The sequence below is a fragment of the Pseudomonas campi genome, from assembly GCF_013200955.2.
Classification (GTDB): Bacteria; Pseudomonadota; Gammaproteobacteria; order Pseudomonadales; family Pseudomonadaceae; genus Aquipseudomonas; species Aquipseudomonas campi.
Map to the genome: position 1 here is coordinate 2,440,212 of NZ_CP053697.2, position 22,226 is coordinate 2,462,437.

General features: G+C 60.8%; 16 protein-coding genes and 1 tRNA gene. 4 read left to right on the plus strand and 13 right to left on the minus strand.

Translation table 11 applies throughout. The features are described 5' to 3' along the window. Positions 1 to 128 precede the first annotated feature (128 nt). Genes HNE05_RS11410 through HNE05_RS11425 form a run of 4 tightly spaced genes read left to right on the plus strand, consistent with a single transcriptional unit; the run spans position 129 to position 7,581 of the window. A complete protein-coding gene (locus HNE05_RS11410; protein WP_173207097.1) occupies positions 129 to 2,111 on the plus strand; it encodes a type I restriction-modification system subunit M in 1,983 nt (660 codons plus the stop codon). After that, positions 2,108 to 3,457: a restriction endonuclease subunit S gene (locus HNE05_RS11415; RefSeq protein WP_219637191.1), complete on the plus strand. Its 1,350-nt coding sequence runs from the start codon at positions 2,108 to 2,110 to the stop codon at positions 3,455 to 3,457. Before HNE05_RS11410 ends, HNE05_RS11415 begins: the two co-directional genes overlap by 4 nt. Then, positions 3,458 to 6,643 carry a type I restriction endonuclease subunit R gene (locus tag HNE05_RS11420; RefSeq protein ID WP_173207100.1) on the plus strand — a complete coding sequence of 1,062 codons (3,186 nt, stop codon included), beginning with the start codon at positions 3,458 to 3,460 and terminating at the stop codon, positions 6,641 to 6,643. It abuts the gene before it with no gap. A 53-nt stretch (positions 6,644 to 6,696) separates the two neighbouring features. Continuing rightward, positions 6,697 to 7,581, plus strand: coding sequence for a restriction endonuclease (locus tag HNE05_RS11425; protein ID WP_240008751.1), 885 nt, complete (start codon positions 6,697 to 6,699; stop codon positions 7,579 to 7,581). Between the two features lie 319 nt (positions 7,582 to 7,900). Here HNE05_RS11425 and HNE05_RS11430 read toward each other — a convergent pair. The 13 genes from HNE05_RS11430 to HNE05_RS11490 all read right to left on the minus strand — a co-directional run bounded on the left by HNE05_RS11430 (position 7,901) and on the right by HNE05_RS11490 (position 21,983). Beyond that, a tRNA-Pro gene (locus HNE05_RS11430) sits at positions 7,901 to 7,977 on the minus strand. Positions 7,978 to 8,059: 82 nt separating this feature from the next. After that, entirely contained in the window at positions 8,060 to 8,416 is a 357-nt protein-coding gene (locus HNE05_RS11435; RefSeq protein ID WP_160491379.1) for a MerR family transcriptional regulator, read from the minus strand. Continuing rightward, entirely contained in the window at positions 8,397 to 8,699 is a 303-nt protein-coding gene (gene ihfA, locus HNE05_RS11440) for an integration host factor subunit alpha (RefSeq protein WP_002553164.1), read from the minus strand. Before ihfA ends, HNE05_RS11435 begins: the two co-directional genes overlap by 20 nt. Before the next feature lie 3 nt (positions 8,700 to 8,702). Then, entirely contained in the window at positions 8,703 to 11,081 is a 2,379-nt protein-coding gene (gene pheT, locus HNE05_RS11445; protein WP_173207106.1) for a phenylalanine--tRNA ligase subunit beta, read from the minus strand. Between the two features lie 42 nt (positions 11,082 to 11,123). Continuing rightward, positions 11,124 to 12,140 (minus strand): phenylalanine--tRNA ligase subunit alpha, encoded by a 1,017-nt coding sequence (gene pheS, locus HNE05_RS11450; RefSeq protein WP_173207109.1) that lies wholly within the window; start codon positions 12,138 to 12,140, stop codon positions 11,124 to 11,126. A 94-nt stretch (positions 12,141 to 12,234) separates the two neighbouring features. Next, the gene (gene rplT / locus HNE05_RS11455) at positions 12,235 to 12,591 is read right to left on the minus strand and encodes a 50S ribosomal protein L20 (RefSeq protein ID WP_160080018.1); all 357 of its coding nucleotides are present in this window, start codon (positions 12,589 to 12,591) and stop codon (positions 12,235 to 12,237) included. Positions 12,592 to 12,616: 25 nt separating this feature from the next. Continuing rightward, entirely contained in the window at positions 12,617 to 12,811 is a 195-nt protein-coding gene (gene rpmI / locus HNE05_RS11460; RefSeq protein WP_042552869.1) for a 50S ribosomal protein L35, read from the minus strand. Between the two features lie 60 nt (positions 12,812 to 12,871). Beyond that, the gene (gene infC, locus HNE05_RS11465; RefSeq protein WP_173211658.1) at positions 12,872 to 13,423 is read right to left on the minus strand and encodes a translation initiation factor IF-3; all 552 of its coding nucleotides are present in this window, start codon (positions 13,421 to 13,423) and stop codon (positions 12,872 to 12,874) included. Further along, the gene (gene thrS, locus HNE05_RS11470; protein ID WP_173207113.1) at positions 13,423 to 15,345 is read right to left on the minus strand and encodes a threonine--tRNA ligase; all 1,923 of its coding nucleotides are present in this window, start codon (positions 15,343 to 15,345) and stop codon (positions 13,423 to 13,425) included. Before thrS ends, infC begins: the two co-directional genes overlap by 1 nt. A gap of 814 nt (positions 15,346 to 16,159) precedes the next feature. Continuing rightward, complete coding sequence (locus HNE05_RS11475; RefSeq protein ID WP_173207116.1) at positions 16,160 to 16,996, minus strand: cache domain-containing protein; 837 nt, start codon at positions 16,994 to 16,996, stop codon at positions 16,160 to 16,162. Positions 16,997 to 17,178: 182 nt separating this feature from the next. Beyond that, positions 17,179 to 18,828: a fatty acid--CoA ligase gene (locus HNE05_RS11480; protein WP_173207119.1), complete on the minus strand. Its 1,650-nt coding sequence runs from the start codon at positions 18,826 to 18,828 to the stop codon at positions 17,179 to 17,181. Between the two features lie 38 nt (positions 18,829 to 18,866). Next, the gene (locus tag HNE05_RS11485) at positions 18,867 to 20,645 is read right to left on the minus strand and encodes an acyl-CoA dehydrogenase C-terminal domain-containing protein (RefSeq protein ID WP_173207123.1); all 1,779 of its coding nucleotides are present in this window, start codon (positions 20,643 to 20,645) and stop codon (positions 18,867 to 18,869) included. 153 nt (positions 20,646 to 20,798) lie between these two features. Then, entirely contained in the window at positions 20,799 to 21,983 is a 1,185-nt protein-coding gene (locus HNE05_RS11490) for an acetyl-CoA C-acyltransferase family protein (protein WP_173207126.1), read from the minus strand. Between the last annotated feature and the right edge of the window lie 243 nt (positions 21,984 to 22,226).

Genomic DNA, 22,226 nt, shown 5'->3' on the forward strand with positions numbered 1-22,226 from the left:
GGAAAATCTGGACGCTTGCCAGAATGGTCAGTCGCACACGACTTAAGCCAGACGCCTTAAATGCTGTCCGATAGCTACGCCTAGCAGGTAACCTTGCAGATTATTTTTCCCGCCCCTGGAGTTGTTGCGTGAACACGGAAAACCATTCCCAGACAGCGGCCTTTCTCTGGTCGATTGCCGACCTGCTGCGCGGTGACTTCAAACAGTCCCAGTATGGTCGCATCATCCTGCCGTTCACCCTGCTGCGCCGTATGGAATGTGTGCTGGAGCCGACCAAGGAGGCGGTGATCCGTGAGTCCTATGCGCAGGAAGGCCGGCCTGATCTGGTGCGTGAGCGTCTGTTGCTGCGCGCGGCCGGCCAGCAGTTCTTCAACGCCTCCAAGCTGACCTTGAGCACACTGTCCGACACCCAGACCGCCGCCGACCTGATGAGCTACGTGCAGTCCTTCAGCAAGGACGCCCGCGAGATCTTCGAGCACTTCCACTTCGAGGACTTCGTGCAGCAGCTCGCCGCCGCCAACCTGCTGTATCAGGTCGTGCAGCGCTTTGCCGCTACCGACCTGAGCCCCGTGCGCATCAGCAACTTCGGCATGGGCATCATTTTCGAAGAGCTGATCCGCAAGTTCGCGGAAAGCTCCAACGAAACCGCCGGGGAGCACTTCACTCCGCGCGATATCGTGCACCTGACCACCTCGCTGGTGATCACCGGGCAGGACGACAAGCTCAAGCCCAACAGCATCGTCACCATCTACGACCCGACTGCCGGCACCGGCGGCTTCCTCTCCGAGGGCGACGAGTACATCCAGTCCATCAGCCAGCAGGTCACCGTGTCGTTGCACGGCCAGGAGCTCAACCCCGAGTCCTACGCCATCTGCAAGGCGGACATGCTGATCAAGGGCCAGGACGTCACCAGCATCAAGCTGGGCAACACCCTCTCCAACGACCAACTGGCCGGCCCTGAGCACCGCTTCGACTTCATGCTCAGCAACCCGCCGTTTGGCGTGGAGTGGAAGAAGGTACAGAAGCAGATCACCGACGAGCACAGCGAGAAGGGCTTCAACGGCCGCTTCGGCCCCGGCCTGCCGCGTGTGTCCGATGGCTCGCTGCTGTTTCTGCTGCACCTGGTCAGCAAGATGCGTGACCCGCGTGAAGGCGGCTCACGCATCGGCATCATCCTCAACGGCTCGCCACTGTTTACCGGCGGTGCCGGTTCGGGCGAGTCGGAGATTCGCCGCTACCTGCTGCAGAACGATCTGGTCGAAGCCATCATCGCCCTGCCCACCGACATGTTCTACAACACCGGCATCGCCACCTATGTGTGGGTACTGAGCAATCACAAGGCCGCCGTGCGCCAGGGCAAGGTGCAGTTGATCGACGGCAGCCAGCACTTTGCCAAGATGCGCAAGTCGCTGGGCAGCAAGCGCCAGTACCTCACCGAAGAGCAGATCGACGCGCTGGTGCGCCTGTATGGCCGCTTCGAGGAAACCGCGCAGAGCAAGATCTTCCCCGTCGAAGCCTTCGGCTACCGGCGCATCACCGTCGAGCGCCCGCTGCGCCTGAACTTCCAGACCAGCGCCGAGCGCCTTGAGAAAGTGCTGGAAGAAAAAGCCATCGAGAAGCTGGAGGCCACTGCACGGCAGCAACTGATCGCCGCCCTGCAGGCCATGGACGCCAGCGTGCTGCACCGCAACCGCGAGCAGTTCAGCAAACTGCTGAAGAAGACGCTCAGCGCCCACGACGTATCCCCCAGCACGCCTGAACTAAAGGCCATCCTCAACGCCCTGAGTGAGCGTGACCCAGAAGCGGATATCTGCATGGTCAAAGGCCAGGCGGAAGCCGATGCCGGCCTGCGCGATAACGAAAATGTGCCGTTGGGCGAGTCGGTATACGACTACTTCGAGCGCGAAGTGAAACCCCATGTGCCAGATGCCTGGATCGACACCAGCAAGACCGATGAGCAGGATGGCGAAGTCGGTGTGGTCGGCTTCGAGATTCCCTTTAACCGCCACTTCTACATATTCCAGCCACCTCGCCCGTTGGCTGAGATCGATCGCGACCTGAAAGCCTGCACCGACCGCATCAAGCAGATGATCGAGGGGCTGTCGGCATGAGTTTTCCTGCTTATCCGGCTTACAAAGACTCTGGGGTTGATTGGTTGGGCGAAATCCCTGAAGGGTGGAGCATTAAGCCTCTGTGGGCTTTGTTTCGGAGGCATAAGCTTACGGGTTTTCCTGATGAGCAATTGCTATCTGTTTATCGCGACTATGGCGTCATTCCAAAGGCGTCGCGCGATGACAATTTCAACAAGCCTTCAGATGATTTGGGCGCGTATCAACTTGTTAAAGTTGGTGATTTGGCGATTAATAAAATGAAGGCATGGCAAGGTTCCGTAGGAATATCTAGCCACAACGGAATCGTCAGCCCGGCCTATCATGTTTATGCGCCTAGTCATTCAGAAGCACCTCAATATCTCCATCACCTTTTTCGGTGCAATGAGTACATAGCGGGTTATCTAGCGAACTCGAAGGGTATCCGCGTAAACCAGTGGGACTTGGAGCCACAGCAACACTCGCGCATGTCTGTATTGCTGCCCTCGTTTCAAGAGCAAACTCAGATTGCCCGCTTCCTCGACCACGAAACCACCCGCATCGACGCGCTGATAGAAAAGCAGCAGCGCCTGATCGAACTGCTCAAGGAAAAGCGCCAGGCAGTGATCTCCCACGCCGTCACCAAAGGTCTCGACCCGACGGTGCCGATGAAAGACTCCGGGGTGGAGTGGCTGGGCGAGGTGCCGGCGCATTGGGAAGCTTGGAAGCTTAATCACGCTTTTGGTGGAATCGGTAGTGGTACAACTCCTCCAAGTGCAGAGCATGGCTGGTACGACGGAGGGACAATTCCCTGGATAACGACCAGTGAGCTCCGGGAGAGCATCATTACTACTACAAAAAAAAGCGTTACTTTAGAAGCTCTGGGGAAGTTCAGCGCATTACAAATACATCCGCCGGGGTCTTTGGCTATTGCAATGTATGGTGCCACGATAGGGCGGCTCGGGATGTTGGGTATTAGCGCAACGACAAATCAAGCATGCTGTGTCCTGTCTAATCCCAGGTCTCTTGAGCCAAAATTTACGTTCTATTGGCTACACGGATTCAGGGAAGTAATCATTTCCCTTTATGCTACTGGTGGAGGGCAGCCTAATATTAGCCAAGACACTGTTGCCAACCTGAAAATTCCTGCGCCGGACATCGAAGAGCAGCAAGTAATCTCTGACTTTCTCGACCAAAAAACCATCGAACATGATTCGTTAGTGAAAGAGGCAGAGCGCGTTGTAGGTTTTCTACAAGAGCGCCGCTCGGCCCTAATCTCCGCCGCCGTCACCGGCAAAATCGATGTGCGCAACTGGCAGCCAACGGCCAGCACCCAAGCCCCCGAATTAGCAGTAGCAGAGGCCGACTAAATGGCGGACAGCAAGGAAGCCCAGTTCCAGCAGGACATAATCAGCGCCATGACCGATCAGGGCTGGCTCACCGGCCCGGCCAGCGGCTATGACCGGCGCACGGCGCTGTATACCGAGGACTTTCTCGGTTATTTCAAGGAAGCCTGGCCGGAGCGTTGGGACAAGTTCGCCAAGGCCAACCCGAACAACCCGGAAAGCGTGCTGGTGCAGAAGCTGGTGCGCGAGCTGGAGCAGGACGGCACCCTGGATGTGCTGCGCCATGGCTTCAAGCTGCCGGGGGTGAAGATTGAGCTGTGCAGTTTCAAGCCCGACCACGGCATGAACCCGGACACCCTCAAACGCTACCAGTGCAACCGCCTGCGCGTGGTGCAGGAGGTGTCTTACTCGCCGCATTACCGTGAGGGGGAGTACAACCCGCGCCTCGATCTGGTGCTGTTCGTCAACGGCATCCCCGTTGCCACGCTGGAGCTGAAAAGCGAGTTCAAGCAGAGCGTGGAAAACGCCAAGCGCCAGTACCGCTATGACCGCCCGGTGAAAGATCCGCTGACGCGCAAGCCCGAGCCGCTGCTGACCTTCAAACGCGGCGCGCTGGTGCACTTTGCCGTGGGCCAGAACGAGGTGGCGATGACCACCCAACTGGCCGGCAAGGAGACCTTCTTCCTGCCATTCAACCTGGGCAGCCTCGACGGTGGTGCCGGCAACCCGCCTGCACCGGATGACAGCCAGTACGCCACCGGCTACCTGTGGCAACGCCTGTTCCGGCCGGATGCCTGGCTCAAGGTGCTGGGCCGCTTCCTGCACCTGCAGAAGAGCGTGAAGGAAGATGCCGACGGCAAGCGCGTCACCAAAGAAACCCTGATCTTCCCGCGCTACCACCAGTGGGAAGTGGTCAACACGCTGATCGAAACCACCCGCACCGAAGGGCCGGGCAAGCGTTACCTGATCCAGCACAGCGCCGGCTCGGGCAAGTCCAACTCGATTGCCTGGACGGCGCATCAGCTGGCCTCGCTGTACGACGCCGAGGGCCAGCGCCTGTTCAATTCGGTGATCGTGATTACCGACCGCACCGTGCTGGACAAGCAGCTGCAGGACACCATCTACCAGTTCGAGCACGCCCAGGGCGTGGTCAAGTGCATCACCCGTGATATCGGCAACCAGAGCAAGTCCGAACAACTGGCCGAGGCGTTGGCCGAGCAGACGCGCATCATCATCGTCACCATTCAGACCTTCCCGGCGCTGTTCGATGCGCTGGACAAGTACCCCAAGCTTGCCAGCGGCCGCTATGCGGTGATCGCCGACGAGGCGCATTCCTCGCAGACCGGCTCCTCGGCCAGCAAGCTCAAGCAGATTCTCGGCAGCGATGCCCCGGACGCTGAAGAGATCAGCGCCGAAGAGCTGTTGGACGCCGCCGTGGCTGCCCGTGCGCCCAACGAGCGCATCAGCTACTACGCCTTTACCGCCACGCCCAAGGCCAAGACCCTGGAGCTGTTCGGTCGCCCGGCCAACCCGGCATTGCCGGCAAGCACCGACAACAAGCCCGAGGCGTTCCACCTGTATTCCATGCGCCAGGCCATCGAGGAAGGCTTCATCCTCGATGTGCTGCAGAACTACACCACCTACAGCACCGCCTGGAAGATCGCCCACCCGGACGGCGACGACGAGGAAGTGGACTCGAAGAAGGCGCGCATGAAGCTGGCGCGCTGGGTGCGCCTGCATCCGTACAACATCAGCCAGAAGGTGGAGGTGATCGTCGAGCACTTCCGCGCCAATATCCGCCACCTGCTAGGCGGTCAGGCCAAGGCCATGGTGGTCACCAGCAGCCGGCAGGAGGCGGTGCGCTACCAGTTGGCGGTGCAGGCCTATGTGAAGCAGATGGGCTACAGCGACGTGCATCCGCTGGTGGCCTTTTCCGGCAGTGTGCTGCCGGACGGGGTGATTCCCGAAGAGGTGACGGAAAGCAGCAGCCTGCTCAACCCCGGCCTGAACGGACGTGACCTTGCGGAAGCCTTCGACACCCAGGACTTCAATGTGATGATCGCCGCCAACAAGTACCAGACCGGCTTCGATCAGCCCAAGCTGTGCGCCATGTACGTGGACAAGAAGCTGCAGGGCGTGGACTGCGTGCAAACCCTGTCGCGCCTCAACCGTACCTTTGGCGACAGCAAGCCGACCTTCATCCTCGACTTTTTCAACGACGCCCAGGACATTCTCGACGCCTTCCTGCCGTACTACACCAAGGCCGAGCTGACCGACGTGACCGACCCGCAGCTCATCTATGACCTGCAGAAGAAGCTGGATGCCGAGGGCATCTACCACTGGGAAGAGGTGGCGGCGTTTGCCATCGCCTTCTTCGACCCCAAGGCGGGTGGCAGCAAGCTCAATTACTACAGCAAGCCTGCCAAGGAGCGCTTTGCCAAACGCTACAAGTTGGCCCAGGAATCACGCCAGCAGGCGCTCGATTTCAAGCGTACCGCCGAGCACAACGGCGACAGCGCCGGCCTGAAAAAGGCCGAGGCGGCAGTCAAGGAAGCCGGCGAGCAGGTGGATCAACTCGACCTGTTCAAGAAGAACCTGCAGAGCTTTGTGCGCCTGTACGAGTTCCTCTCGCAGATCATCCCCTACGAGGATCGCGAGCTGGAGCAACTGAGCGTATTCGCCAAGCACCTGTACCCGCTGCTGCGCGTGGATCGCCTGGAGCAAGACGATGTGGATGTGGGCGAACTGCAACTGACCCACTACCGCCTGACCAAGCGCGCCGAACACCAGCTGCGCATGAGCGAAGAGCAAGGCGACTACGGCCTCGACCCAGCCAGCGGGCTGGGCAGCGGTAAGGCCCATGACCCGGAGAAGAAGCGGCTATCGGAAATCATTGAGGCGCTGAACGATATCTTCGGTGCCGAAGTGAGCGATGACGACCAGCTGCAGTTCCTCACCGGCATCGCCAACCGCATCAGCCGTCAGGAAGATGTGATGGCTCAGGTGAACAGCCACTCGGTGGAGCAGGTGATGCATGGCCTGTTCCCCAAGCGGGTGCTGGACACCGTGCTGGACGCCATGACCGACCACGAGAAGCTGTCGCTGGAAGTGCTGGATAACGAGACCAAGAGCCGGGCGTTTGCGCTGGTGATTTTGAAGATGCTGACGCAGCAGGCTGGGCTGGATCAGAGCGGCGAGCGCCGCTTCTAAACGGCCAACCAGGTTAGGGAGTGACGATGGCAATTCCGGATTTTCAAAGCGTAATGCGGCCTGTGCTGGCCACCGTTCAGAACGGTGAGCCATTGCCACTCAATGAGTTGCGCGAGCGCGTGGCCGATCAGTTTCAGCTGACCGAGGACGAGCGTAAGGAGCGCCTGCCCTCCGGCCATCAGACGGCGATCAACAACCGTGTTGGCTGGGCGCGCACCTACCTGAACAAGGCCGGCCTGCTGTGCATACCGGCCAAGGGCATGGTGCAGATCACCGAGCGAGGTCGCGACGCCCTGGTCAGCGGCCCACAACGCATTACCGTGAGTTGGCTGAAACAGTTTCCCGAGTTTGCCGACTTTCATACCGCCAAGCCGCAGGCAGCTGATGCGCCGGCTGCCGTAGAGCTGGATGCCGCCGAAACGACGCCGGATGAACAACTAGCCGAGGCGCATCAGGCGCTGCTGCAGTCGCTGGCCGATGAGCTACTGGCGCATGTACGGGCGGCGACACCGAGCTTCTTCGAACAGCTGGTGGTCGATCTGATGATCGCCATGGGCTACGGCGGCTCGCGCAAGGAGGCCGGAAAGGCGACCCAGGCCACCAATGACGACGGTATCGACGGCATCATCAAGGAAGACAAGCTCGGCCTCGACGTGATCTACCTGCAGGCCAAGCGCTGGACCAATACGGTTCATCGACCGGAAATCGACAAGTTCATCGGCGCATTGACTCGTCAGCGGGCGCGCAAAGGCGTGTTTATCACCACCTCGGACTTCTCGGTCGGTGCCCGTGAGGCTGCGCTGGGGTTGGATATCAAGGTGGTTCTGATCGACGGCGTCGAGCTTGCCCGGTTGATGGTGGAGAACAACCTGGGCGTCAGCGTTAAGCAGGTGTACGAGGTAAAGCAGCTCGACAGTGACTATTTCTTGGAGGAATGAGCCATAGCGATTTGCACAGAATCGCTGCTACTGGCTGATTCTGATGCGATGTCATTTCGCCAGACTAGCCATCGCCAACCAAGGCAACGCTGCGGGCACGCTGGCGCTGGCAGTAAATCTAGGCAAGAGATAGAAAGCGGCAATTCACTAAACGGGCGCTGATGCCGTACAAACAGCAATTGCTCAGTGCCTCGCCTCAAGAAAAGCGCCACTTGAACCCATGGCGAATCTGATGAAGCGTTTACCCCTTTGCTTACCCCTGAAGCACAAACGAAAAAGGCCAGCTCATCTCTGAACTGGCCTAAGTCGTGGAGTTATTTGGTCGGGACGGAGTGATTCGAACACTCGACCCCTTGCACCCCATGCAAGTGCGCTACCGGGCTGCGCTACGCCCCGACGATGCTTCCGTGTCACCGGAAGCGGGGTGGACTTTACAATAAGCTGCTGAATTGTGGAAGTTTTTTTTGCTACTACAAGGTTACTTGCGGAGTACCTGTAGAACATCTTCCAGCTCGACGATCATCTGCCGGATCATCTGCTTGTACTGCGTCGTATCATCCTTGGCCTCATCACCCGACAAGCGCTGACGCGCACCGCCGATGGTGAAGCCCTGGTCGTACAACAAGGCGCGAATCTGGCGAATCATCAGCACATCCTGGCGCTGATAATAACGACGGTTTCCACGGCGCTTTACCGGATTGAGCTGAGGAAACTCCTGCTCCCAGTAACGCAGCACATGCGGCTTTACCGCGCACAGATCACTAACCTCACCGATGGTGAAGTAGCGTTTGCCAGGGATGGGCGGCAGCTCGTCGTTATGACTTGGTTCCAGCATATGCCTCAACTCTGGCCTTCAGTTTCTGGCCGGGACGAAAGGTGACAACACGGCGAGCCGTGATTGGGATTTCTTCGCCTGTTTTCGGATTGCGACCCGGACGCTGGCGCTTGTCGCGCAGGTCAAAGTTGCCGAAACCGGACAGCTTGACCTGCTCGTTATCCTCCAGCGCGTGGCGGATCTCTTCAAAAAACAGTTCGACCAGTTCCTTGGCTTCCCGTTTATTCAGGCCAAGCTCTTCATACAGACGTTCCGCCATCTCAGCTTTCGTCAGAGCCCCCATACGCTACTTCCTTAACGTGGCGTTGAACCTTTCTTCCAGCGAGGTGAGGATATTTTGCGTTGTGATATTCACCTCATCGTCATTAAGAGTGCGCGATGGATGCTGCCAGGTCAAGCCGACGGCCAGGCTTTTTCTATGCGGATCAATACCTTTACCGTGATACACGTCAAACAGCCTGAGATCCGTCAGCCACTCGCCTGCCGCTTCACGGATACAGGCCAGTACCGACTCGGCCGGCAGCTCACGATCAGCCAGCAAAGCCAGGTCACGACGCACCTCGGGGAAGCGCGACAGTTCGCTGAACTTCGGCATGCGCCCTTGGGCAACTTCGGCCAATACCAGCTCGAACAGATAGACCGGCTGATCGATGCCGAGGGTCTTGGCCAGCTCCGGATGCAGCGCACCGATGAAGCCAACCAGGCGGCCATCACGCTCGATGCGCGCGGTTTGCCCCGGATGCAGCGCAGCATGCTCGCCAGGCACGAAACTGAACTCTTGTGCAGAACCTGCAGAACCCAGCAGCGCCTCGACATCGGCCTTCAGGTCATAGAAGTCGACCTCGTCACGACCCTGCGCCCAACCTTCCGGCAAACGGCTGCCGGTGAGCACACCAGCCAGCATGGCTTCCTGCCTCAACCCTTGGAGCTGCCCGACAAAGCGCAGACCGCTTTCGAACAGGCGCACGCGCGACTGCTGGCGATTGAGGTTGTGTTGCAGCGCCTTGACCAGCCCCGGCCACAGCGAGGAACGCATCGCGGCCATATCGGCGGAGATCGGATTGGCCAGTTGCAGTGGCTCGACACCCGGATTGAACAGGGCGAACAGCTTGGGATCGATGAAGCTGTAGGTGATCGCTTCCTGATAACCACGCGCCACCAGCAGACGACGCAGGGTCGCCAGCTCGGCGCGCGCTTCGCTCTTGGCCTGGGGCGCCAGGCGCGCCTGCGGGTAACGCACCGGCAGACGGTTGTAGCCGTACAGGCGACCCAACTCTTCGATCAGATCGACTTCCAGGCTGATATCGAAGCGATGGCTCGGCACACCAACCTGCCAGACACCTGCGCCTTGCGCAGATACGCTCAGCCCCAGGGCCGTGAGCAGACGCTCGACTTCCGCAGCATCCATCTGCATGCCCAGCATCTGATCGATGCGCTCGGCACGCAGAGTGATCGGTGCAATCTGTGGCAGATCAGCCTGACTCACGGCTTCGATCACCGGACCGGCTTCGCCGCCGACGATCTCCAGCAGCAGCGCAGTAGCACGCTCCATGGCCTGACGGGCCAGCTGCGAATCCACGCCACGCTCGAAGCGGTGCGAGGAGTCGGTGTGCAGGCCATAGGAACGGGCCTTGCCGGCCAGCGCGATGGTGTCGAAGAACGCACTTTCGAGGAACAGATCGTGGGTCTTGCTGCTCACGCCACTGTGCTCGCCACCCATCACGCCGGCGATGGCCAGGGCGCGTTGATGGTCGGCGATCACCAAGGTGTCGGCACGCAGGCTGACTTCCTGGCCATCCAGCAGGACCAGCTTCTCGCCCTCTTCCGCCATGCGCACGCGGATGCCACCGTTGATCTCGGCGAGATCGAAGGCATGCATGGGCTGACCGAGCTCGAGCATCACGTAGTTGGTGATATCCACTGCCGCATCGATGCTGCGGATATCGGAACGACGCAGGCGCTCGACCATCCACAGCGGAGTTGGCTTGGACAGGTCGACATTGCGGATGACGCGACCCAGGTAGCGCGGGCAAGCCTTGGGCGCCAGCACTTCAACCGGACGAACCTCGTCATGCGCCGGAGCCACCGGAGCAATCGCCAGCGGCGACACCTGAGCGGCGTAGATGGCACCGACTTCACGAGCCAGACCGGCCAGCGACAGGCAGTCGCCACGGTTAGGCGTCAGGCCCAGCTCGATGCTGGCGTCGTCCAGGCCGAGATAGTCACGGATGTTGCCGCCCACCGGCGCATCGGCCGCCAGCTCCATCAGACCGCTGTTGTCGTCACTGATCTGCAGCTCGGAAGCCGAGCAGAGCATGCCGTTGGACTCGACGCCACGCAGCTTGGCCTTCTTGATCTTGAAGTCGCCCGGCAGCTCGGCACCGATCATGGCGAACGGGATCTTGATGCCCGAGCGCGCATTCGGCGCACCGCAGACCACCTGGAAGCTCTCGCTGCCATTGCTGACCTGGCATACGCGCAGCTTGTCGGCATCCGGGTGCTGTTCGGTGCTGAGGATTTCGCCAATCACGATGCCGCTGAACTCGCCGGCAGCCGGGGTGACGCTGTCTACTTCGAGGCCGACCATGGACAGGCGGGCCACCAGTTCGTCACGCGAGACCGGCGGATTGACCCAGCTGCGCAGCCACTGTTCACTGAATTTCATACTGTCTGTTCTCCTGAACGCATTCGATACGAGTCATGTGGCCTAGCGGAATTGCGCCAGGAACCGCAGGTCGTTATCGAAGAACAGGCGCAAGTCATTGACGCCGTAACGCAGCATGGCCAGGCGCTCGACACCCATGCCGAAGGCAAAGCCGGAATACTTCTCCGGATCGATACCAGACATGCGCAGCACGTTCGGGTGCACCATGCCGCAGCCCATGACTTCCAGCCAACCGGTCTGCTTGCACACACGGCAACCATTGCCGCTGCACATCACGCACTGCATGTCGACTTCCGCCGACGGTTCGGTGAATGGGAAGAAGGACGGACGGAAGCGCACGCCCAGGGGTTTCTCGAAGAACACCCGGAGGAATTCCTCGATGGTGCCCTTGAGGTCCGCGAAGCTGATGTCCTCGTCGACCAGCAGGCCTTCGACCTGGTGGAACATCGGCGAGTGGGTGATATCGGAGTCGCAGCGATAGACGCGGCCGGGGCAGACGATGCGGATCGGCGGCTGCTGCGATTCCATGGTGCGTACTTGTACCGGCGAGGTGTGGGTACGCAGCAGCATGTTCGCGTTGAAATAGAAGGTGTCATGCATCGCCCGCGCCGGGTGGTGGCCGGGAATGTTGAGCGCTTCAAAGTTGTGGTAGTCGTCTTCGACTTCCGGACCCTCGGCCACGTTGTAGCCGATATGGGTGAAGAACTGTTCGACACGCTCCAGCGTGCGAGTCACCGGGTGCAGACCACCAGAGGCCTGACCGCGGCCCGGCAGGGTCACGTCGATTTTTTCGGCGGCGAGCTTGGCGCTCAGCGCAGCCTGCTCAAGCACGGATTTGCGGGCGTTAAGGGCGTCCTGAACCTGGTTCTTGGCAGCATTGATCAGGGCACCGGCCTGTGGACGCTCTTCGGCGGAAAGCTTGCCGAGGGTCTGCATCAGGGCGGTCAGCTCGCCTTTCTTGCCAAGATAGTGAACCCGGAGCTGTTCCAGGGCGTTGACGTCTTCGGTGTGTTGCACGGCCTCAAGCGCTTGCGAGACCAATGCATCCAGGTTTTCCATGTACGGACTCCAGATACAAAATAGGGGAAGAGCTTGAAGGCTCTTCCCCTATTGGTGACGTTGGCACCGGGCGAACCCGGTGATTGTCGGGGACTTAAGCCAGAACGGCCTTAGCTTTCTCGACAATCGCAGCAAACGCCGCTTTTTCGTTCACTGCCAGATCGGCCAGAACCTTGCGGTCGATCTCGATGGACGCTTTTTTCAGGCCAGCGATGAAACGGCTGTAGGACAGACCGTTAACACGAGCACCAGCGTTGATACGAGCGATCCACAGAGCGCGGAACTGACGCTTCCGCTGACGGCGGTCGCGGTAGGCGTACTGGCCTGCCTTGATCACAGCCTGCTTGGCAACACGGAACACGCGCGAGCGAGCGCCGTAGTAGCCTTTAGCGAGTTTCAGGATTTTTTTGTGACGAGCACGAGCGATAACGCCACGCTTAACACGAGCCATGAGTAATTTCCTCTATCTTGACCGATTAACGAACGCGCAGCATGCGCGCCACTTTTGCAACGTCGGACGGATGCACCATGGTGCTACCGCGCAGGTGACGCTTACGCTTAGTGGACATCTTGGTCAGGATGTGACTCTTGAAAGCGTGCTTGTGCTTGAAGCCAGTAGCGGTTTTGAGAAAACGCTTGGCTGCACCACTCTTAGTTTTCATCTTTGGCATGTTCGGATACTCCGCATTCAGTTGATAAACATAACCGCAAGGCCTGCCGTGCCCTGGTGGTTACTTCTTCTTTTTGGGGGCGATGACCATGATCAGTTGGCGTCCTTCCATCTTTGGATGCTGCTCAACGGCGCCGTATTCAAGCAGGTCATTTTCAACCCGCTTCAACAGCTCCATGCCCAGCTCCTGGTGGGCCATCTCTCGGCCGCGGAATCGAAGCGATACCTTGGCCTTATCCCCATCACTAAGGAAACGTACCAGGTTGCGTAGTTTTACCTGGTAATCCCCTTCTTCCGTCCCTGGACGAAACTTGATTTCTTTAACCTGAATCTGCTTCTGGTTTTTCTTCGCCGCGGCAACCTGCTTCTTCTTCTCGAAGATCGACTTGCCGTAGTCCATCACTCGGCAAACCGGCGGAACCGCGTCGGCAGAAATTTCGACCAGATCGAGCTTGGCTTCATCAGCCACTCGCAACGCTTCATCAATCGAGACGATGCCAATCTGCTCGCCATCAGCACCAATTAACCGAACCTCGCGGGCCGAGATATTCTCGTTGATCGGTGCTTTAGGTGCAGCTCGTTTATCTTGTCTCATTTCACGCTTAATAATGATTACTCCGAATCTTGGCGCGAACGCCGGGAAACCGCTTGCTTGAGCTGATCGGCGAATTGCTCGAGGGGCATGGAGCCCAGGTCGACGCCTTCGCGGGTACGCACAGCAACGGATCGTGTCTCAACCTCCCGATCTCCAATAACCAAGAGATAGGGAACCTTGAGCAAAGTATGCTCGCGGATTTTAAAGCCGATCTTCTCGTTTCTCAAGTCAGACTTGGCACGAAATCCGCTTTCATTGAGCGTTTTTTCGACTTCGAGGGCAAAATCGGCCTGCTTGTCGGTGATATTCATCACCACGGCCTGGGTCGGCGCCAGCCAGGCCGGGAAGGCGCCAGCATAGTTTTCGATCAGCATGCCGATGAAGCGCTCGAAGGAACCGAGGATCGCACGGTGCAACATCACCGGGCGCTTACGGTTGTTATCTTCGGCGATATAGCTGGCATCCAGACGCTCTGGCAGGTTCGGATCGTACTGCAGGGTGCCACATTGCCAGTTACGGCCCAGGCAATCCTTCAGGGTGAATTCGATCTTCGGACCGTAGAACGCGCCCTCGCCCGGCTGGTATTCCCACTCCAGACCCGACTCGTTCAGGGCATCGGCCAGGGCCGTTTCGGCGCGATCCCACAGCTCGTCGGATCCCACGCGTTTGGCCGGGCGAGTCGACAGTTTCATCGCAATATCGGAGAAACCGAAGTCGGAATACACCTGCAGAGTCAGCTTGATGAAGTCGGCGGCCTCCTTCTTCACCTGATCTTCGGTGCAGAAGATGTGGGCATCGTCCTGGGTGAAGCCACGCACGCGCATGATGCCGTGCAGCGCGCCGGACGGCTCGTTACGGTGACAGGCACCGAACTCGGCCATGCGCAGCGGCAGGTCGCGGTAGGACTTCAGACCCTGATTGAAGATCTGCACATGGCACGGGCAGTTCATCGGCTTCACCGCATAGTCGCGGTTTTCCGAGTTGGTGGTGAACATGTTCTCGGCGTAGTTGGACCAGTGCCCCGAACGCTCCCAGAGAATACGATCAACCACCTGCGGGGTGCGCACCTCGACGTAGCCGTGCTCGCGCTGCACCTGGCGCATGTACTGCTCCAGCACCTGATAGACGGTCCAGCCGTTCGGATGCCAGAACACCATGCCTGGCGCTTCTTCCTGCAGGTGGAACAGGTCCAGCTGCTTGCCGATGCGACGGTGATCGCGCTTCTCGGCTTCCTCGATGCGCTGGATATAGGCCGCCAGCTGCTTCTTGTCCGCCCAGGCGGTGCCATAGACACGCTGCAGCTGCTCGTTCTTCGAGTCGCCACGCCAGTAGGCGCCGGAGATCTTGGTCAATTTGAATGACTTGAGAAAGCGCGTGTTCGGCACGTGCGGACCACGGCACATGTCGACGTATTCTTCGTGGAAGTACAGGCCCATGGCCTGCTCGTCCGGCATGTCCTCGATCAGGCGCAGCTTGTATTCCTCGCCACGCGCCTGGAACAGCTCGATGACTTCGGCACGCGGGGTCATCTTCTTGATGACGTCGTAATCCTTGTCGATCAGCTCGACCATGCGCTTCTCGATGGCCACCATGTCTTCCGGCGTGAAAGGCCGGCCGATGGCGATATCGTAATAGAAGCCCTCTTCAATGACCGGCCCGATCACCATCTTGGCGTCCGGGTACAGCTGCTTGACCGCATGACCAACCAGGTGCGCACAGGAGTGGCGGATGATTTCCAGCCCCTCTTCGTCTTTCGGCGTGATGATCTGCAGGGTGGCATCGCTGTCGATCACATCGCAGGCATCCACCTGCTTGCCATTGACCTTGCCGGCCAGGGTGGCCTTGGCCAGGCCGGCACCAATGGACTGGGCGACCTCAAGCACGGACACGGGATGATCGAACGAACGCTGACTGCCGTCGGGAAGAGTAATGATGGGCATGGCGCCTCCTCTCCTAGTGGTGACCCCTACCAAAGGTCACGTGGGTTGGGATGAGCCAGGAAGCGATCCGGCGGTATACCTGCCTAACAGTGGCAGGAGCCTTGCGGGCAAACCAGAACGGACCAGAGTCACTGGAAGTAAAAAAAGCGGATGCTTCCAGAAAGCCTTAGCCCTGACAAGCAACCGATAAAAAAGGATCGCCCAGGCGTCCCTTTCAAGATGAGCTGATGCAGCTGAGCTGAAACAGCTCCATCGTCCTGTCAGCGGCCCTGACAAAAACCCATCTCATTGATATTCAACAGGAAAATTACCTACCGAATAGCAACAGAGGGCGCACTCTACCACAAAGAGAATCAATAACTTAGCGCCGCATGGGGCCGAGCGGATCTGCCGTTGCGCGCAAACTGCTACCGCCCTGCTCATTCCGCGCGATCAGCGACGAGCCGCTTGGCTAGGCGGGTCATAAGGCATTTCACTTTGGTAAAAGAGCGTCCGGCCTCTTTCACCCCCTCCTGATGACTTGCTGTTTCTGGTAGTGCTCGAGCGCATTAACATCATTGCCATTAACCACCAGACCATGATCCGCGCGACTCTCATTCCAGGCGGTCCTAGCACCATGATCGCCTCGCCACACTACAACCTGCAGCCAGCCAGCTTCGGCGGCCAACTCGCAACAGCCGGTGGGGAAGTCCCCAGAGCCAGGCCCCCACACGCACCTCGACATTCAACTTATGGCTCCAGCGCCAACCCAACGGGGCATAAGCCGTGCAGGGTTGGCACAGGCCCCATAAGCTTCACTGATCGTCAGACGCCCTTACTGCGGCTCGCGGTAGTAACCCACAGCCACCAGGTAATGCCCCACCTTGCGCAGCAGCGCGTGCTTGTCTTCGACCTTGGCGGTGACCGGGTTTTTCCAGCGGTAGTCATAGCCGGCGCTGTCACCCTTGGTCATCAGCGCCAGGATCGGTTCACCCACCGGCTTGCCTTCGGGATCCTTGATCGAGGCGAAGTCCACGCCGATCAGGCGCAGGTTGTAGCCGTGGGCCACATAGCGGCGGTTATCCAGGTCGACGACGTAGACATACAGGTCGTCCTCGCGAAACTCCGCCGACAAGTCGTTGATCGAGCCCAGCGTGGCCTCGGGATCTTTTTCCAGGGCGGCAACCGCCCGCTCCAGCAGGCTCTGCGCTTGTTGCGGCGTGGCCCGCGGCAGGTAGTGGCCGACTGCAATGATGCGCTCGCCAACCCGCTGGTAGTAAACCTGCTTGCGCTCGACACGACCGTCGCGGGCATTCATCCAGCGGTACTCGGCGGTTCCCATGCTGCCTTCTTCACCCGCCAGCACCTGGGCAAAGGCCTTCTGCAACTCCGGCTCCAGCACCGTGGACACATCGCGTCCGATCAGCACCGCTGAGGTGCCGCCGCTGGCGAGCATGGTGCCCTCGGTGTCGACGACGAAGACATAGTGCTCGCCATCAATGAACTCGCCCTGCCGGCTGAAGGCGGCCAAGGCCGCATCGCCCTGCATACGGTAATACTCCACGGCGCTTTGCAGCAGACGCTTGGCCTGCTCGCCGTCGGCGGCTTCCTCAGCCTGGCTGGCGCCCATCAGCGTCAACAGCAGCGTTACCCCTAAACAGAATCGCTTCATGGCACTCACCTTATTCACTGCGAAAGTACGCGTTGGGCCGCCAGCGGTTGAGGACCGATGCGGCGGCCAGTATGGAAGCCCACAGGGCAGTGGTCAGACTGCCCTCCTGTCGCGCCTGTGCTGAAACACGATAGCGCATGCATTAGTTGACGACGCAGGGACGGGCCGTTCAGCGGCCCCCATCAGCGCCCTGCCAGTTCATTCTCACGGATCAGCTTCTTGTTGATCTTGCCGACGCTGGTCTTGGGGATGTCGGCGACGAAGCGGATCTGCCGCGGAATCGCCCACTTGTTGAGCTGCCCGCTGGCGACGAACTGCTGCAGGTGCAGGTCGATGGCCGGCTGGTCGAGGCTCGTGCCCGGCACGCAGACCACCAGGGCCAGCGGCCGCTCGCCCCACTGGGCGTCGGGGATGCCGACCACGGCCACCGAGGCGACCGCAGGGTGCTGGCTGATCAGGTTTTCCAGATCCAGCGAGCTGATCCATTCGCCACCGGTCTTGATCACGTCCTTGATGCGGTCCTTGATTTCCACCACGCCACGCGCGTCGATCGAGGCCATGTCGCCGGTGTGCAGCCAGCCGCCCTTCCACAGCTCGGCGCCCTTCTCCGGCTCATGCAGGTAACCCTGGGTCAGCCAGGGCGCCCGCAACACTATCTCGCCCAGGGCCACACCGTCGTGGGCCACCTCGTTGCCCTTGCCGTCGACGATGCGCAGGTCGACCAGGGGAACCGGCACGCCGGTCTTGATCCGCTCGGGAATCTGCGCATCCATCGGCAGGGCCAGGTCTTCGCCGCGCAGGTGGGTCAGGGTCAGCAGCGGACAGGTCTCGGACATGCCGTAGCCACAGTGCACCAGCATGCCGCGCTCGCTGGCCTGGCGCGCCAGGCCGAGGGTCAGGGCACTGCCACCGAGCAGCATCTTCCAGCCGCTGAAGTCGGTGCGCTTGCCCTCCTCGCACTCCAGCATCATCTGCAGGATGGTCGGCACGCAGTGGGAGAAGCTGACGCCCTCCTCGCGGAACAGGCGGACCAGGGTGTTCGGCTCGTAACGGCCGGGATAAACCTGCTTGACGCCCATCGCCGTGGCCACGTACGGCACGCCCCAGGCGTGGACGTGGAACATCGGGGTGATCGGCATGTACACGTCATGCGCGCGCAGCAGCGCCTGGCCATCCCAGCCGGCGAAAGTGCCCAGCTCGTTGAGGGTATGCAGCACCAGCTGGCGATGACTGAAGTACACGCCCTTGGGGTTGCCGGTGGTGCCGGTGGTGTAGAACAAGGTCGCCACCGAGTTCTCGTCGAAATCCGGGAAGTCGAAATGGCTGCCGGCAGCGGCCAGCAGGGCCTCGTATTCGCCCAGCAGCGGCAGCTCGGTCGGCGTGGCGCTGCCATCGCTCAGCTGCACGAAACCGCGGACGGTGCGCAGCTCGCCCCTAACCTGCTCCATCAGCGGCAGGAAGTCGTCATGCACCAGGACGATGTCGTCCTCGGCGTGGTTCATGGTGTAGGCGATCTGCTCCGGCGACAGGCGGATATTCACCGTGTGCAGCACGGCACCGAGCATCGGCACGGCGAAGAAGCATTCCAGCGAACGGTGGCTGTCCCAGTCCAGCAGCGCCACCGTATCGCCGGCCTTGACCCCGGCCGCCGTCAGCGCGTTGGCCAGGCGCTGGATGCGCTCGTTGAGGGTGCGGTAGCTGTAGCGCAGCTTGTCGGCATAGACGATTTCCTGGTCCGGCTGGTAGCGCACGCCAGACAGCAGCAGGCGCTTGATCAGCAGCGGGTAACTGTAGGCACCCTCGGCTGGCGGCATTATTTTGGTGTTCAGCATGGTCATATCTCGCGTTTGCGGTTGAGGGGCGGCACTGATCAGAACTGCGCGGCGTCGAGCAGAAACAGCGAGGCGCTGCCGGCCTTGACCGAAGCAGTCAGCGAGTGGATGCGCGGCAGCAGGCGGGCAAAGTAGAAGCGTGCGGTGCCCAGCTTGCTGACGTAAAAATCGTCGTCGCCCTGCTTGGCCAGCGCGGCCCTTGCCATCAGCGCCCACATATAGGCGTAGGCGGTGTAGCCGAAGGCCTGCAGGTACTCGACCGAAGCGGCGCCGACTTCGTTGGGGTTGCCCTTGGCCTGCTCGATGACCCAGGCTGTCAGCTGGTCGAGATTGGCGATGGCGGCCTGCAGCGGCGCGGTGAATTCGCCGAGGCTGGCATCGGCGCTGCCAATAAAGGCCTGCACTTCATCGCTGAAGTGCTGGTAGAAGCTGCCACCGTTGCCGACCACTTTGCGCGCCAGCAGATCGAGCGACTGGATGCCGTTGGTGCCTTCGTAGATCTGGGTAATGCGGCAATCGCGGATCAGCTGCTCCTGGCCCCACTCACGGATATAACCGTGGCCACCGAAGATCTGTTGACCATGGGTGGTGGTTTCCAGGCCCATATCGGTGAGGAAGGCTTTCGCTACCGGAGTCAGCAGGGCCACCAATTCTTCCGCGCGTTTGCGGGTGGGGGTGTCCTCGCTGTACTTGGCGGTGTCCAGCTGCATGGCAACGTAGCTGGAGAAGGCGCGACCGCCCTCGTTCAGCGCCTTCATGGTCAGCAGCATGCGGCGCACGTCCGGGTGCACGATGATCGGGTCGGCAGTCTTGTCCTTGGCCTGCGGGCCGCTCGGCGCGCGGCTCTGGATACGGTCGCGGGCGTATTCCACGGCGTTCTGGTAGCTGCGCTCGCCCAGGGCCAGACCCTGGATGCCGACGCCCAGGCGCTCGTAATTCATCATGGTGAACATGGCGTTGAGGCCCTTGTTCGGCGCATCGACGATCCAGCCGGTGGCGCCGTCGAAGTTCATCACGCAGGTGGCCGAAGCCTTGATGCCCATCTTGTGCTCGATCGAGCCGCAGGACACGGCATTGCGCTCGCCCAGGGAGCCATCGGCGCCCACCATGACTTTCGGCACCAGAAACAGCGAGATGCCTTTCGGCCCGGCCGGGGCATCCGGCAGCTTGGCCAGCACCAGGTGGATGATGTTCTCGGTCAGGTCCTGCTCGCCGCCGGTGATAAAGATCTTGGTGCCGGAAATCTTGTAGCTGCCGTCGGCCTGCGGTTCGGCCTTGGTGCGGATAATCCCTAAGTCAGTGCCGGCATGCGGCTCGGTCAGGCACATGGAACCGGCCCAGCGACCTTCGTACATCGGCGGCAGGTACTGCGCCTTCAACGCTTCGCTGGCGTGGTTGAGGATCGACAGGCAGGCACCGGCGGTCAGCATCGGGTACAGGCCGAACGACAGGCTGGCCGAGTTGACCATTTCCTCGACCTGGGCGCCGATCACCTTGGGCATGCCCATGCCGCCGAATTCCGGCGCACCGCCGACACCGACCCAGCCGCCTTCGGCGTAGGTCCGGTAGGCCGCAGGAAAGCCGGCCGGAGTCTGCACCGCGCCACCTTCCCAGGAGCAGCCCTCCTCGTCGCCACTGCGGTTCAGCGGGGCGATCACGCCAGCGGTGACCTTGCCTGCTTCTTCCAGGATGGCTGCGGCGGTGTCTTCGTCCACCACTTCGGCCAGGGCTGGCAACTGCGCCCACAGCTTGGAAACCTCGAACACTTCATTGAGCACGAAGCGCATATCGCGCAGGGGAGCTTGGTAGTCAGCCATGATGGAATCTCTCGGAAGGTGTTAGGGGCATTGGCATGCCGCAATAGATAGAAGAGGCGCTCAGGCGGCGCGCCCTGATGGCAGCGCTGGCGAGCCGGCATGTGCGGCTCGATCCAGTGAACCGCACATGCCAGCTCGCCAGAGCGCCGAGCCTTAAACTCGTTCGAAGATCGCGGCGATGCCCTGACCGCCGCCAATGCACATGGTCGCCAGGGCGTAGCGGCCCTGGACGCGATGCAGTTCGTGGATGGCCTTGGTAACGATGATCGCCCCGGTGGCGCCGACCGGGTGACCGAGGGAGATGCCCGAACCGTTGGGGTTGAGCTTGGCCGGATCGAAGTCCAGCTCGCGGGCCACGGCGCAGGCCTGGGCGGCGAAGGCTTCGTTGGACTCGATCACATCCAGATCGGCCATTGTCAGACCGGCACGCTGCAGCGCCAGGCGGGTAGCGGGAATCGGCCCGAGTCCCATCAGTTCTGGCTCGACGCCGGCATGTGCATAGCTGACCAGGCGCGCCAGCGGGCGCAGGTTGTCGCTGTTGACCGCCGCACCCGTGGCCAGCAGCAGCGCCGCGGCGCCATCGTTAAGGCCTGAGGCGTTGCCGGCGGTCACCGTGCCGCCCTGCTTGAACGCCGTCTTCATGGCCGCCAGCTGCTCCAGCGAGACATCGCCGCGCACATGCTCGTCGACCTCGAACAGTTGCACGCCTTTGCGCGTCTTCAGCGCGACCGGGACGATCTGCCCGACGAAGCGCCCTTCGGCAATCGCCCGCGCCGCGCGCTGCTGGCTTTGCAGCGCCAGGGCATCCTGGGCCTCGCGGCTGATGCCATGGCGCTCGGCGATGTTCTCGGCGGTGATGCCCATATGGATGCGCTGGAAGGGGTCATGCAGGATGCCGAGCATATAGTCCACCGCCTGCATATCGCCGAGGCGAGCGCCCCAGCGCGCACCAGGCAGCAGGTAGGGGCCGCGACTCATGGACTCGGCACCGCCGGCGATAGCGATGTCACAGTCACCCAGCAGCAGGCTCTGCGCCGCCGAAATGATCGCCTGCAGGCCGGAACCGCACAGGCGGTTGACGTTGAACGCCGGGGTTTCCTTGGGGATACCGGCGTCCATCGCTGCGACCCGCGACAGGTAGGCGTCACGGGTTTCGGTCGGGATCACAGTGCCCAGTACCACATGCCCGACCCGCTCTGGTGCACAACCGCTGTGCTGCAGGGCGGCCTGCACGGCCGTGGTGGCCAGCTGCGCCAGCGGGATGTCCTTGAGCGAGCCACCGAAGGAGCCGATTGCGGTTCGTACAGCGCTGACGACAAACACTTCGGGGGTAGACATGGGGAGCTCCGTGGCAGTGGCTAGGACAGTGGCTGTGCAAAACGGCCTCAATCTAGGGATATCCCGCCACGCAAGCTTTTCATTTGATGACAAATGATAGGCATTTCATGACAGAGCGCCCTAGCAGCATCCGATTCTTGCGCAACGCTCGCGTCGATAGATTGTCGACAATGGTGATAGCAGCCACCCACTCGTAAGCCGCTCGGCCAACTGGGAGCCAACACCAAACCAGCAAAGCCCTGT

Excerpts from the sequence above, each read along its gene's own strand:
- HNE05_RS11435 (WP_160491379.1), bottom strand. The coding sequence starts at position 8,416 with ATGCTGGAACCAAGTCATAACGACGAGCTGCCGCCCATCCCTGGCAAA.
- HNE05_RS11475 (WP_173207116.1), bottom strand. The coding sequence starts at position 16,996 with ATGAAGCGATTCTGTTTAGGGGTAACGCTGCTGTTGACGCTGATGGGC.
- ihfA (WP_002553164.1), bottom strand. The coding sequence starts at position 8,699 with ATGGGGGCTCTGACGAAAGCTGAGATGGCGGAACGTCTGTATGAAGAG.
- rplT (WP_160080018.1), bottom strand. The coding sequence starts at position 12,591 with ATGGCTCGTGTTAAGCGTGGCGTTATCGCTCGTGCTCGTCACAAAAAA.
- pheT (WP_173207106.1), bottom strand. The coding sequence starts at position 11,081 with ATGAAATTCAGTGAACAGTGGCTGCGCAGCTGGGTCAATCCGCCGGTC.
- pheS (WP_173207109.1), bottom strand. The coding sequence starts at position 12,140 with ATGGAAAACCTGGATGCATTGGTCTCGCAAGCGCTTGAGGCCGTGCAA.
- HNE05_RS11485 (WP_173207123.1), bottom strand. The coding sequence starts at position 20,645 with ATGGCTGACTACCAAGCTCCCCTGCGCGATATGCGCTTCGTGCTCAAT.
- rpmI (WP_042552869.1), bottom strand. The coding sequence starts at position 12,811 with ATGCCAAAGATGAAAACTAAGAGTGGTGCAGCCAAGCGTTTTCTCAAA.
- HNE05_RS11420 (WP_173207100.1), top strand. The coding sequence starts at position 3,458 with ATGGCGGACAGCAAGGAAGCCCAGTTCCAGCAGGACATAATCAGCGCC.
- HNE05_RS11425 (WP_240008751.1), top strand. The coding sequence starts at position 6,697 with ATGCGGCCTGTGCTGGCCACCGTTCAGAACGGTGAGCCATTGCCACTC.
- thrS (WP_173207113.1), bottom strand. The coding sequence starts at position 15,345 with ATGCCCATCATTACTCTTCCCGACGGCAGTCAGCGTTCGTTCGATCAT.
- HNE05_RS11490 (WP_173207126.1), bottom strand. The coding sequence starts at position 21,983 with ATGTCTACCCCCGAAGTGTTTGTCGTCAGCGCTGTACGAACCGCAATC.
- HNE05_RS11415 (WP_219637191.1), top strand. The coding sequence starts at position 2,108 with ATGAGTTTTCCTGCTTATCCGGCTTACAAAGACTCTGGGGTTGATTGG.
- HNE05_RS11480 (WP_173207119.1), bottom strand. The coding sequence starts at position 18,828 with ATGCTGAACACCAAAATAATGCCGCCAGCCGAGGGTGCCTACAGTTAC.